We start from the raw sequence: 12,260 nt of genomic DNA, 5'->3' as shown, positions 1-12,260 counted from the left end.
TCGAGCGACCTCGTTGGGTGTTTCCGCGACCAAGCGTAAATAGACGACAAGAGTTCGCGACTCGGGTCGTTCAGCGAACCATCATAACTGTGCACTTCCATCAGATGGATGACGCTTATGATGCGGTCGTTGGTGCTCAAGTCCGTGCGCGCATGCAATTTACGCTGCGGCTATTGTTATTACATCAATGACAAGACTCCCGGCTACGGCGAGTCTTTCTCCGACGATCTGGTCGACCGGATTTACGAAACATACGCCGAGCACGTCGACTGGCCGGGCGAAAGCGTCAATCTGATCTGGCATGGCGGCGAGCCGTTGCTGCTCGGCCGCCGGCGGCTGGGGCGATTCATCGAACGCCAGGCGCATTATTTCAAGTACGCCAAGGTCCATAATCGCCTCCAGACCAACGGCGTCCTGATCGACGACGCCTGGGCCGATTTTTTCCGCCGGCACGACGTGTCGGTCGGGATTTCGATCGACGGTCCGCCAGACCTGCACGACCGGTTGCGCCCCACCGTCAAGGGCAAGGGATCGTGGCAGGCGGTCGCCCGCGGCATCGCGATCTTGCGCGCGCATCGTATCCCGTTCGGGGTCATCACCGTTGCCGATCCGCAACTCGCCGACCGCGATCTGTGGCAGACGATCATCGGCGAGCAATTCCACTATTTCGATCTGCTGATCCCGATCACCAACAATGCGCTGCAGGCCGAATGTCCCGACCAGGCGGTCGATATGGCGGCGGTGGGACGCGTGCTGACCGATACGTTCCAGTCGTGGGTCGCGCGCGACGACGACAGCTATCACATTCGGCTGTTCGAAGCGTTGCTGACAAACGCCATCGGGGGCCGCCACAATTGCTCCAACGCTGGGCTGCGCGACGAGGCGCTCGGCGCCTATGCGATCGTCGAAACCGATGGCGAGATCTGCTTCGACGCCGAATTCAGCGAGATCGACCGGAACGGGCTGGGCGCCGAATATTCGACCGGCCTGCGCGTCACCGATCCCGGCTTTTCGTTCGACGCGGCGTTCGATGCGATCCGCACGCGGATGAAGGCGGCGCGGATGGACGAGATGCCCGCGGCCTGTGCCGATTGCCATGTTGCCACCATCTGTCGCGGGTCCCACCCCGGCTCGCGCTACGGTAGCGACGGCAGCTACGCGCATCGCAGCGCCTATTGCGACGCGATGCGCCCGCTCGGCGAAGCGGTCGCGGCCTATATGAACGAGCACGGCATGGCAGACGTGCTGGTCTAGCTGGATCCTGCCATTCACCTCGACAAAAAGGAGACGAAGGATGGCGAAGAAGCCAACGATCGAATTCGACGCCGGCTCGCTCGACGAGCAGGCCCGTCAACGACTTACCGAGGCGGCGCGGCAGGCGGGTGTCGCGGTCGTTCAGCCGGGCGCGGGCAGCCTGCGTGTCACGCCGGCCGACAAGGGGACGATCGAGACATCGCTGTCGATCAAGACCAAGGGGCTCGACGATGACGCGATCGATGCGTTGCGCGCCAAGGTGTTCGACAATGCCCGCCACACGCGCATCCTCGACAGCGTCATCAAGGGGGCGCTGGGCAATTACGGCATGGCCGACGACGGCGACCTGTTCGTCCAATGGGTGTGGTGCCAGTGGTTGCAATACCAGGGCGAGGACATGCTCCCCGACAACGAACAGTTCGTGAAACGCTTCGCGATCCGCCCGCCGGTCGAGATCGCGGCCGGCGCCCAGAAGGAATGGTGACCGGCTGACGATCGGGCGGCGGTCATTCGGTCGCCGCCCGCTCCATCGCGATCTCGCTGGTGCCCGGCGTATCGTGCAGCAAGGCGGCGATCGTTGCCCAGCCGGGTTCGCGGGGCATCGCCTGGTCGATCACGCCGTGCTGCCCGGTGACGAACATCGGCGCCGTCATCTGCGCCGCTTCTTGCGACCAGGCCTCCGCCACGTTGAGCGCGGTGGTGGGGTCCTTCACCAGAATATCGATGATCGTGCCCGCGACGATCGCCGCGCCGACCTCGCCGAGCCGCTGGCCGGCCTGCTGCTCGTTCGCCTCCGCCAGGATATAAAACCATAACGGGTCGCTTCGTTTCGGCCGCACCGGCGTCGCGCCGATCGCGCGCGCGACGTCCTGTCCGGCGGGGAGCGCATAATCGGTGCCGCGGATCAGGTTGCGCAGCGCCAGATTGGCGGGCGACTGGCCCGGCACCCAGGCGAGCGGGCCCGCCAGATGCGGTGCGATGCGCTGCGCGCGCTGCGCCGGCGGCTGGCCGTCGACGTCGAAGAACAGCGGCCAGTCGATCGCGAGCGCGGGCGTGCAATGTTGGCCGCCGCGCAGGCTGGGACCCTCCAGCGCGAACAGCGGCACGTCGACCGCCGGTGTCGTGCCGCGTGCGTTGCGCAATCGATAGGTGCCGCGCACCATGGCGTGCCCGAACCGCAGCGCCGCGCCGCTGAACTCGAGCGGCAGCGCGGCGGGAGCGGCAGCGTCGAACAGCCGCGGCGTGTAGGCGTATTGCCCCGCAGCACGGTCCAGCGTCAGCAAGGCGTCGACCTGATCGTGCCCGGCCATGCGCGGCAGGAAGTCGTTGATCAACGCCCAATGATACGCCCAGCGCACCGCTTGCGCCGCTTTGGTGAAACGCTCCTCCGCGGTCAGCTCGGGACGAGTCGCGGCCAGGATCGCGAGCGTCCGGTTATGGCGCAGCAAGGCCGCCGTATGGATTTGGCAGGTGATCAGATTCTCGTCGTTGCGCGGATCGCCCACGATCCCCACGCGTTGGCTGTTGCGTGTAATATCGGCGTGGCCGCCGGGATATGCGCGCAGCAGGAAGCGGCCGTACGCATCCAGATCGTACATCGCCGGTGATACCACCGGCCCGCCGGCATAGACGCAGTCGAGGTCGAATTGCGGGGTGCGCTGGTTGGGGTCGTCGAGTGTTTGGTCGCCCTCCAGCGGTCGGGCGTCGAAGCTCAGGTCGTGGACCATGAACTGGCCGAAATAGGTGTACCCCGCAGGTATCGCGGGATTGTCGATCTCGTCGCCGACGAAACACGCCGCGGCCAGCTTTTCGATATCGGCCGCTGACCCGCGCCACGCGGGCAGGTCGGGAAAGAGCCTGGAATACGCCTTCGAATTCAGCGTGGCGTGACGAACAACCGCATGAGCCATGGCCATCCTCCTCGGCCGTCCTCGACGGCCGGCGAGATGGTAACGCGACCGACGCAGCGCCGGTATCGCATCTTGGACCGTATGGGTTCTAATCGCTCGCGGTTGGGCGGCGCTCGCCCGTCACGCGCCCTTCGCGCGCTCGATCGCCTCGGTCACGATCCGCCGCGCCTCGGCGGCGTCGCCCCATTTGCCGACGCGGACCCACTTTTCGGACTCGAGATCCTTATAGTGTTTGAAGAAATGCTCGATCTGCTGGAGCACGATCGACGGCAGGTCCTGCCGCTCGCCGATGTCCGAATAATAGGGAAAGGTCGTGTCGACCGGCACGCAGATCAGCTTCTCGTCGCCGCCCGCTTCGTCCTCGAGGTTGAGCACGCCGATCGGCCGTGCGCGCACGACGCAGCCGGGGACGAACGGACTGCGCGCGATCACCAGCGCATCGAGCGGGTCGCCGTCGGGGCTCAGCGTGTGCGGCACGAAGCCGTAATTCGCCGGGTAGCGCATCGGCGTGTGCAGGATGCGATCGACGAACAGTGCGCCCGATTTCTTGTCGAATTCGTACTTCACCGGCTCGCCGCCGGTCGGCACTTCGATGATGACGTTCAGGCTCTCGGGCGGGTTATCCCCGACCGGGATCAGGTCGATGTTCATTGTGCGGTCGTTCCTTGGATGTTGGCGGCATCCCCTCCCGGCCGCCGCCCCGTCAGCGCGGGGTCAGCAACCGATCCAGCCCGGTTTCCCCCGTGCCAGTCTTGACGAGGTGCGGATAGCGCAAGCCCCCGTGATAGTCGATGCTGACCGTCCGCACTTCCTCGCCCGCCTTGACCAGCAGCACGATCGGCGCCTTCGTTCCCTTGGCGTCGGTGACGGCGGCGCGGATGCGGTCGTCCGAATAAGCTAGCCCGTCGACCGCCACGATCGTGTCGCCGACCGTGAGCCCGGCATCGAACGCGGGGCTGCCCCAACGTACCTGGCCGAGGCTCGCGTCGCTCCCGACCTGGACGCCTAGCGAGTAGCTCAAGTCGGCCACCTTGCGCGCGCGCTCCGCCTGCTTGCCGGTCGGGGTCTGCTGGTCGGTATAGACCAGCTTGTAGCCGTTCCGTTCGAACCCGCCGAGCGGGGCGGGCTGCCCGACCTCGGTCAGCCGCTTGGTGAGGAGCCCGCGCCAGTCGTACGGCTGGATCTTGTCGAGCGTCGCGACGACGTCGTCGAACGTATAGGTAACTTCACCCCAGTCGCCGTCGTTGATCCCGAAGAAGGCACGCGCGAAATCGTCGATCGACTTGGTGCCCTTCGACTGCTCGCGCAGGATCGAATCGACCTCCATCCAGATCAACAGACCCTCGTTGTAATAATCCTCCGACCGCTGATAGCTGGTCCAACCCTTGGGCCGGCGGTTGGAGATGATCGGATCGTTGGTCGTGTCGACCATCGGGCGCCACTGGCGGCCGGTGGTGTAGTCGAGGTTCGCCATGATCGCGGCATAGGCGTCGAGCGTGTCGGCCTTCGACACCAGGTTCGCGCGCGCCTGGAGCACATAGCCCCAGAATTGCGTCTGCCCTTCATAGACCCAGAGCAGGCTGTCGCGCATCGGATAGCGGTAGTCGGGGGTCCACAGGTCCGCGCCGCGGCGGAACTTGCCGTCCCAGCTGTGCGTGAATTCGTGCGGCAGCAGGTTGCGCGCGCCGGCATTCTGGCTCCACTCGCTGAAATAGCCGAGCCGCGTCCCATCCTCCGAACTGCGGTGATGCTCGAGCCCGATCCCGCCGAGCTCGTTCGAGACCGACAGCAGGAACTCGTAATGGTCGTAATGCTGCGCGCCGAAGGTGCGGACCGCCTGCTCGACCAGCCGCTTGTGCGCGTCGATCATCTCGGGCGTCGCGGCGGCCAGTTCCTGCGGGTTGTCGGCGAAGACATTGAGGTTGACGCGGTCGCTCAGCGCCCACTTCTTGTAATAGCGCCCGGCGAGGATCGGCGAATCGAGCAGGATCTCGTAATTGGTCGGCTCGTAGGTGTAGGTCGACCCCACTATCTTGGCATTGAGCGCCGACGCCGCCGACCAGCCCTCGGGATATTTGACCGCCATGCGCACCGGAATCTGGCGCACGAAATAGCCGGCGGGATAGAAGCTCGTCGTGATCGGCTCGAGGCTCATCAGGTTGCGCGTCACCATGATGCGGCCCTGGTCGCCCTTGGTCGAGGTCACGAACTGGAAATCGACCTGCACCGACTTCGCGCCTGCCGGCACGTTGATGTGGAATGCGTATACGTCGACCGTGTCGCGCGTCCACGGGATCGCCTTGCCGCCCGCCGAGATGTGCAGACCGACGACCTTGTCGACCTCATTGCGCGGGGTATGCCCGCCCGGGATCCATTTGGGATAAAGCAGCACCATCTCGCCGCTGCCGGTAACGGGGATCGTCTCGTGCACGGTATAGATGCCGCGCGCGACGTCTGTCGCGTCGATGTCGAGCGTCAGCGTGCCGGGATAGGGCTTGTCGACCGCCGCAGGGATCGTGTCGATCACCGGCACCGGCTGCGGCTTCGAATTGTTGGTCTGGGCGAAAGCGGCGGTGGCTGCGGTGGCGAGGAGCAGGGCGAAAGCGGCGCGACGGATCATCGGGGAGGGGGCCTTCCTGTTGCGGTCAGGGGCGCTGTCCTAGGACGGCGACACACCCCCGTCCAGCACTCACTTCCCTGCGATCATATTGATCGAAAACGACAGGATGCCGATGTTGAAGACGAACGCGGCGAGACATTGGCCGGTGGATACGCGCCGGATGGCGGGACAGGTGATGTCGATGTCGGCGGTCTGGAACGTCATCCCTAGGATCAGCGAGAAATGGAGGAAGTCGAAATAATCGGGTTCCCTCGTGCTCGGGATGTCGAGCCCGCCGGCATAGCCCCCACGCGATTCCCCTGTACTGTAATAGATATGCGCATAGTGCAGCGCATACACGGTGTTGGCGAAGAGCCAGGCCAGCGCCAGCGTCGCGATTACCAGCGGTTTCGAATAATCCGGTCCGCCCCCCGCCACCACCAGCGTCACCGCGCCCAGCACGACGATGCTGATCGCAACTGTGATGCCGAGCAACACGGCGCGGTTGGCGTCGTTGCGCGCGGCGTGCTCGGCAATCCGCTTCGCGTCGTGCGTGCGGAGCATCGGCATCAGCGAGGCGAGGAACAGGAAGGTCGCTACGTCGAACCCGATCAGGAAATGCGCGAGTGGCAGGTCGTGGGCAGCGCCGCGAGTGTGCATGGCCACCCATACAGCGACCGCGATCAGCGCGATGGCATAGGCGAGGAAGCGCGGCGGGGCGATCCGGTTGCCGAGATTGAGGTCCATGGGACGAGAGGCTAGCGCGTCGCCGCTCGCTCTACTAGAGAGCGCCGCCAATATGGCGCGCATCGAAACCCCCAAAAGAGTCCGCGGGACGCAGGACATCTTCGGCGACGACCAGCGCCGCTTCGCGCGCGTGCTGGAAGCGTTCGAGAAGGTACGGCGGCTCTACGCGTTCCAGCGCGTCGATATTCCGATGTTCGAGGACACGCAGGTGTTCGCACGCTCGATCGGCGAGACCACGGACGTCGTGTCGAAGGAGATGTATTCTTTCGAGGATCGCGGCGGCGATTCGATCACGCTGCGCCCCGAGTTCACTGCGGGCATTTGTCGCGCGTATCTGACGGAGGGGTGGCAGCAATATGCGCCGCTCAAGCTGGTCACGTCGGGCGCAGTATTCCGGTATGAGCGCCCGCAAAAGGGCCGCTACCGCCAGTTCCACCAGATCGACGCCGAGGTGATCGGCGCGGCCGAGCCGGCGGCGGACATCGAGCTGCTCGCCTTCGCCGATCAGCTGCTCAACGAGCTGGGCATCGCCGAGGGCGTGACGCTCCAGCTCAACACGCTGGGCGACGCCGAGACGCGTGACGCCTGGCGCGGGGCGCTGGTCGCGCATTTCGAGCAGCATCGCGGCGAGCTGAGCGAGGACAGTCTGGTCCGGCTCGACAAGAACCCGATGCGCATCCTCGACAGCAAGGACCCGCGCGACCGCCCGATCGCCGACGCCGCGCCCGATATCGACGCGCATCTGTCGAGCGACGCGGGCGCGTTCTTCGAGGCGGTGACCAAGGGGCTCGATGCGGCGGGGGTGAAATGGACGCGCAACAGCCGCCTTGTGCGCGGGCTCGATTACTACCGCCACACCGCGTTCGAGTTCGTCACCGACCGGCTCGGTGCACAGGGGACGGTGCTGGCGGGCGGTCGCTATGACGGGCTGATCGAGGCGCTGGGCGGGCCGCACACGCCGGGGGTCGGATGGGCGGCGGGGGTCGAACGGCTCGCGATGTTGTTGGAGGAGCCGAAGCCGGAGCGCATCGACGCGGTTATCGTGCCGATGGGCAACGCTGCCGAGCAAGTCGCGCTGTGCGTGCTGACTGATTTGCGTCGGTTCGGTTTAGCCGTGGATATGGCCTACAAAGGAAACATGAAGCGGCGGCTGGCCAAGGCCAATGCGATGGACGCCGCGTTCGCCGTCATTGTCGGCGACGACGAACTCGCCAAGGGAGTCGGATCGATCAAGGATTTGATCGATGGCACTCAGTGTGAGGTGCCGATCCAAGACATCCAAGATCACATCCATGGCGGTTTGGCACGGCACGGCCGCGGCGTGATGGAAGGAATGACGATTTTCGAGCCGGCGGATTTGCTGGCCCAATGACGTCCATCTCCCCTCAGCGGATCGCGCAGATCGAGGCGCGGCGAGACGAGCTTGGCGCGTTGATGGCGACCGGCGACTTGTCAGGTGAGCGCTTCGTCCAGGTGTCGAAGGAATATGCCGAGCTCGAGCCGGTGGCGAAGGCGGCGGGCGAGGTGCGGCGGCTGCGCGCCGAGCTCGCGACGCTCGGGCACATGGCCGATGACGACAGCGCCGACGGCGAACTCAAGGCGATGGCGCGCGAGGAGATCGAGGAGATCGCCGCGGCGCTGCCCGAGGCGGAACGTGCGCTGGCGCTCGCGCTCCTCCCGCGCGACGCCGCTGACGAACGCGCGGCGATGCTCGAAATCCGCGCCGGGACCGGGGGCGACGAGGCCAGCCTGTTCGCCGGCGACCTGTTCCGCATGTACCAGCGCTATGCCGAGGGGCAGGGCTGGCGCGTCGAGCTGATCTCCGCCTCGACCTCCGATGCCGGCGGATTCAAGGAAGTCGTCGCCTCAGTCGAGGGTAAGGGCGTTTTCGCCAAGCTCAAGTTCGAAAGCGGCGTCCACCGCGTCCAGCGCGTGCCGGTGACCGAGAGCGGCGGGCGCATCCACACCTCCGCGGCGACCGTCGCGGTGCTGCCCGAGGCCGAGGAGGTCGACGTTCAGATCGACGAGGCGCGCGACTTGCGGATCGACGTCTATCGCTCGTCGGGCCCCGGGGGCCAGTCGGTCAACACGACCGATAGCGCGGTGCGCATCACGCACTTGCCGACCGGGCTGGTGGTGATCCAGCAGGACGAAAAATCGCAACACAAGAACAAGGCCAAGGCGCTCAAGGTACTCAGGACGCGGTTGTACGAGGCCGAGCGCGAGCGGCTGGCGAACGAGCGTTCGGGCACGCGCAAGGCGATGGTCGGGTCGGGGGACCGGTCCGAGCGCATCCGCACGTACAATTTCCCGCAGGGACGGGTGACCGACCACCGCATCAACCTCACGCTGCACCGCCTGCCTGAAATCCTCGAAGGTGACATGGACGAGCTGGTAGGCGCGCTGATCGCCGAGGACGAGGCGGAACGGCTCGCCACGCTCGATGGCTGAGACCGCGCGGCAGGCGATCGCCGCCGCCGCGACGCGCCTGGCCTTTTCGGACACGCCGCGGCTCGACGCCGAATTGCTGCTGGCGCACGCGCTCGGCGTGGGTCGCGAGCAGCTGCTGCTCCGCCACCTCGACGATCCCGCGCCCGCCAACTTCGCCGCGCTTCTCGATCGCCGCCTCGCGCACGAGCCGGTCGCCTACATCACCGGCTGCCGCGATTTCTGGACGATCAGCCTCGCGGTCGGCCCCGGCGCGCTGATTCCACGGCCCGACAGCGAGACGCTGATCGAGGCCGCGGTCGAGCATTTCGCAAGTCGCGCGCCGATGACGGTACTCGATCTTGGCACCGGGCCAGGCACCTTGCTGCTTGCGGCGCTCGCCGAGTGGCCCGATGCTGCGGGCGTGGGGGTCGATACGTCGGCGGCGGCGCTCGACTATGCCCGCGGCAATGCCGAGCGCCTCGGAATGAGCGGGCGGGCCGGGTTCATCGAAGGCGATTGGGCCACCGCGATCGACCGGCGCTTCGACCTCGTCCTGTGCAACCCGCCCTATGTCGGGGCCGGCGAAGCGCTCCCCGCCGAGGTGCGCGACCACGAACCGGCCGCCGCGCTGTTCGCCGGGTCCGACGGGCTCGACGATTACCGCGTCATCGCCGCGCAATTACGCACCTTGATCACGCCCGGCGGCATGGCGGCGATCGAGATCGGCGCGACGCAAGCCGCCGCGGTCGCCACGCTCCTCACCGCACAGGGTCTTCATGTCACCGTCCGCCGCGATCTGGCCGGGCGCGACCGATGCCTGATCGCCACACCTTGATCCGTCGCAACCGCAACCCCATCTTTCCGCTTGGAAGATTGCCCGGCACCCGCTATTGAGCGCGCAGGGGCACGCGATCTCAATCGATACATCGTTGAAATCGGGACGTTGCCCACTCCTTCGTCATCAGGCCGCTTGTCCGGCGGCCATGACAGGTCTTCGCGTCGCAGCCAATTGATTTGGCAGGCGCGGACGCCGCGTGGGGTTTGACTCCTGTTTGGAGCAAGGCCGGGTTTGTTTTGTAGACAAGGACCACAGGACTTTGATCAATAATAATCGTCAGGCCGGCCGCCGTCGCGGTCGGGGTGGACAGCGCCAAGGTGGCGGCAATCCCGCCGGGAACGGCAACCGCATCGACAATCGCGCGCGCGGCAACGCCGCCCAGCTGCTCGAGAAGTACAAGGCGCTCGCGTCCGACGCGCAACGCCAGGGCGACCGCGTCAACGCCGAATATTATCTGCAGTTCGCGGATCATTATTTCCGCGTCCTCGCCGAAAGCCGCAGCCGCTTCGAGGAGCAGAACCCCAACCAGAACCAGCGCCGCGGTCGCGAGGACGGCTTTGACGAGGATGGCGACGAGGGATTCGAGGACGACGGCAACGAGGCCGCCGACGCCGAACCGCGCCGCCAGCAGTCGCGCGACGATCGCCAGCAGGAAGCAGGCAATCGCGAGGATCGCGGTAATCGGGAGCAACGAAATGGGCGTGGTGATCGCGAGGATCGCGGCAATCGCGTCAACGGCAACGCTTACCCCGCCAATGACGGCGAGGAAGCGTCGTCGAACGATAGTCGCGACGAGCATCGGCCCGCGCCACGCTTGCGCCCGCGCCGCGAGGCCCGGCCGGTAGCGGCGAACGAAGGCGAGACTTTCGACGCCGCGTTGCTGCCGCCGTCGCTCGGCATCGGGGTCGGCGACGAGGGCGAGGAGACCCCCAAGCCGCGCCGCGGCCGCCCGCGCCGCTCGCCGGACGCGGAAGCCGCCGAATAATCTTCTGCCGATTGATCGAGCAAAAGGGGCGTCGGGAAACCGGCGCCTCTTTTCGTTTTGGGCTCGCGCATGCTTTCTATTTGACGCGAAAAGTGGAATCCTGAGGGCCGCACCAAAGAGGAGAGTGCCATGACGGTCGCGACGATCCTGGCGGGCAAAAGCGGCGACACGGTGACGATCACCGCTGACCATAAGGTGGCCGATGCGATTAAGCTGCTGGCTGATCGCCGCATCGGCGCGGTGCCGGTGATGCAGGACGGACGGGTCGCTGGCATCTTTTCCGAACGCGACGTGATCCATTGTCTGGCGGAGTACGGGTCGGCCGGGCTCAACCGCAGCGTCGGCGACGCGATGACCGCGCCGGCGATCACAATCGGTCGCGACGAGGCGGCATTGGGCGCGCTGACGCTGATGACGCGGCGGCGCGTGCGGCACTTGCCGGTGGTCGAAGGCGAGGCGTTGATCGGTTTCGTGTCGATCGGCGACCTGGTCAAATACCGGATCGACCGGATCGAGGCCGACGCCGAGGCGATGCGCAACTACATTCAGACCGCTTGACCTCGCGAATCTCGTTGGCGGAGCTGCGCACCTACGCGCCGTCGCGCGATGCCAACCGACGATTCCGTGCACGATTCGGGGAATTTACACCAGGCGTTCGGCGGTCGGAGCTTTTTGTTCCCTTGCCCAACCTCCCCCAAAACCGCGGATTTCCGCCGTTTTTTGGGCCTTTTGAAATAAAAATGCAAAAAGGCGTTGACCTAATCCAACACCCCGCATAGATGGGCTCCACCGCAGCGACGGGCCACACGGTCAGCCAGTTGCGGTCATCAAAATCTCGGCGCAATGGTCGCCCTCCAAAAAGAGGGTAAGCCAAGGCGTCGGTCTTTTGCGCTCTTTGACATTGTTAGTTCAAGATGAAGGGACATGTGGGCGGCGGCCCCGGGTCCGACGTTTCAAGGCGTCGGGTGCTCGGTAAAAGCCAAGCCGATCTCACAAGTCCTTTTCACGTATCCATACGTAATTGGAATATGAACGCCTGTCCGGCTTCGGTCGGACATGTGTTCGTTTTTGTGCAGACCGGCTCCTTGAAATGCCTGTTCTGACGTCGGTCATTCCACCGGCGCCGGAATGGAACATAAACTTGAGAGTTTGATCATGGCTCAGAATGAACGCTGGCGGCATGCCTAACACATGCAAGTCGAACGAAGCCTTCGGGCTTAGTGGCGCACGGGTGCGTAACGCGTGGGAATCTGCCCTTGGGTTCGGAATAACAGTTAGAAATGACTGCTAATACCGAATGATGTCGTAAGACCAAAGATTTATCGCCCAGGGATGAGCCCGCGTAGGATTAGCTAGTTGGTGTGGTAAAGGCGCACCAAGGCGACGATCCTTAGCTGGTCTGAGAGGATGATCAGCCACACTGGGACTGAGACACGGCCCAGACTCCTACGGGAGGCAGCAGTGGGGAATATTGGACAATGGGCGAAAGCCTGATCC

11 protein-coding genes and 1 rRNA gene are annotated in these 12,260 nt (G+C 65.2%); 8 read left to right on the top strand and 4 right to left on the bottom strand.

From position 1 onward, the window contains the following. Positions 1 to 117: 117 nt before the first annotated feature. Both E7773_RS10700 and E7773_RS10695 read left to right on the top strand, forming a co-directional pair. Positions 118 to 1,254, top strand: coding sequence for a radical SAM protein (locus tag E7773_RS10700; RefSeq protein WP_293990997.1), 1,137 nt, complete (start codon positions 118 to 120; stop codon positions 1,252 to 1,254). Positions 1,255 to 1,294: 40 nt separating this feature from the next. Beyond that, positions 1,295 to 1,738 carry a hypothetical protein gene (locus E7773_RS10695; protein ID WP_293990995.1) on the top strand — a complete coding sequence of 148 codons (444 nt, stop codon included), beginning with the start codon at positions 1,295 to 1,297 and terminating at the stop codon, positions 1,736 to 1,738. A gap of 22 nt (positions 1,739 to 1,760) precedes the next feature. On the opposite strand, the gene E7773_RS10690 is transcribed toward E7773_RS10695, so the two are convergent. The 4 genes from E7773_RS10690 to E7773_RS10675 all read right to left on the bottom strand — a co-directional run bounded on the left by E7773_RS10690 (position 1,761) and on the right by E7773_RS10675 (position 6,510). Continuing rightward, positions 1,761 to 3,164: a peroxidase family protein gene (locus E7773_RS10690; RefSeq protein WP_293990993.1), complete on the bottom strand. Its 1,404-nt coding sequence runs from the start codon at positions 3,162 to 3,164 to the stop codon at positions 1,761 to 1,763. A gap of 120 nt (positions 3,165 to 3,284) precedes the next feature. Beyond that, a complete protein-coding gene (gene ppa, locus E7773_RS10685; RefSeq protein WP_293990990.1) occupies positions 3,285 to 3,815 on the bottom strand; it encodes an inorganic diphosphatase in 531 nt (176 codons plus the stop codon). A gap of 52 nt (positions 3,816 to 3,867) precedes the next feature. Then, positions 3,868 to 5,784 (bottom strand): peptidase M61, encoded by a 1,917-nt coding sequence (locus E7773_RS10680; RefSeq protein WP_293990988.1) that lies wholly within the window; start codon positions 5,782 to 5,784, stop codon positions 3,868 to 3,870. A gap of 69 nt (positions 5,785 to 5,853) precedes the next feature. Next, entirely contained in the window at positions 5,854 to 6,510 is a 657-nt protein-coding gene (locus E7773_RS10675) for a DUF1345 domain-containing protein (RefSeq protein WP_293990986.1), read from the bottom strand. A 52-nt stretch (positions 6,511 to 6,562) separates the two neighbouring features. On the opposite strand from E7773_RS10675, the gene hisS reads away from it, so the two are divergent. The 6 genes from hisS to E7773_RS10645 form a co-directional block, all read left to right on the top strand. Then, positions 6,563 to 7,882, top strand: a complete 1,320-nt coding sequence (gene hisS / locus E7773_RS10670; RefSeq protein ID WP_293990984.1) for a histidine--tRNA ligase — start codon at positions 6,563 to 6,565, stop codon at positions 7,880 to 7,882. Continuing rightward, positions 7,879 to 8,961: a peptide chain release factor 1 gene (prfA, locus tag E7773_RS10665; RefSeq protein ID WP_293990982.1), complete on the top strand. Its 1,083-nt coding sequence runs from the start codon at positions 7,879 to 7,881 to the stop codon at positions 8,959 to 8,961. The genes hisS and prfA overlap by 4 nt, the downstream gene beginning before the upstream one ends. Continuing rightward, a complete protein-coding gene (prmC, locus tag E7773_RS10660; RefSeq protein WP_293990980.1) occupies positions 8,954 to 9,775 on the top strand; it encodes a peptide chain release factor N(5)-glutamine methyltransferase in 822 nt (273 codons plus the stop codon). The genes prfA and prmC overlap by 8 nt, the downstream gene beginning before the upstream one ends. Positions 9,776 to 10,037: 262 nt before the next feature. Next, positions 10,038 to 10,763 (top strand): DUF4167 domain-containing protein, encoded by a 726-nt coding sequence (locus E7773_RS10655; protein ID WP_363130270.1) that lies wholly within the window; start codon positions 10,038 to 10,040, stop codon positions 10,761 to 10,763. Between the two features lie 129 nt (positions 10,764 to 10,892). Next, positions 10,893 to 11,321 carry a CBS domain-containing protein gene (locus tag E7773_RS10650; protein WP_293990978.1) on the top strand — a complete coding sequence of 143 codons (429 nt, stop codon included), beginning with the start codon at positions 10,893 to 10,895 and terminating at the stop codon, positions 11,319 to 11,321. A 579-nt stretch (positions 11,322 to 11,900) separates the two neighbouring features. After that, positions 11,901 to 12,260, top strand: a 16S ribosomal RNA gene (locus E7773_RS10645); the annotation flags it as partial.

Source organism: Sphingomonas sp. (genome assembly GCF_004799495.1).
Lineage (GTDB): Bacteria > Pseudomonadota > Alphaproteobacteria > Sphingomonadales > Sphingomonadaceae > Sphingomonas.
This window is presented reverse-complemented; position numbering and strand designations above follow the sequence as displayed.

Coding starts and splice junctions, on each gene's coding strand:
- ppa (WP_293990990.1), bottom strand. CDS start 3,815: ATGAACATCGACCTGATCCCGGTCGGGGATAACCCGCCCGAGAGCCTG.
- prfA (WP_293990982.1), top strand. CDS start 7,879: ATGACGTCCATCTCCCCTCAGCGGATCGCGCAGATCGAGGCGCGGCGA.
- E7773_RS10700 (WP_293990997.1), top strand. CDS start 118: ATGATGCGGTCGTTGGTGCTCAAGTCCGTGCGCGCATGCAATTTACGC.
- E7773_RS10675 (WP_293990986.1), bottom strand. CDS start 6,510: ATGGACCTCAATCTCGGCAACCGGATCGCCCCGCCGCGCTTCCTCGCC.
- hisS (WP_293990984.1), top strand. CDS start 6,563: ATGGCGCGCATCGAAACCCCCAAAAGAGTCCGCGGGACGCAGGACATC.
- prmC (WP_293990980.1), top strand. CDS start 8,954: ATGGCTGAGACCGCGCGGCAGGCGATCGCCGCCGCCGCGACGCGCCTG.
- E7773_RS10650 (WP_293990978.1), top strand. CDS start 10,893: ATGACGGTCGCGACGATCCTGGCGGGCAAAAGCGGCGACACGGTGACG.
- E7773_RS10690 (WP_293990993.1), bottom strand. CDS start 3,164: ATGGCTCATGCGGTTGTTCGTCACGCCACGCTGAATTCGAAGGCGTAT.
- E7773_RS10680 (WP_293990988.1), bottom strand. CDS start 5,784: ATGATCCGTCGCGCCGCTTTCGCCCTGCTCCTCGCCACCGCAGCCACC.
- E7773_RS10695 (WP_293990995.1), top strand. CDS start 1,295: ATGGCGAAGAAGCCAACGATCGAATTCGACGCCGGCTCGCTCGACGAG.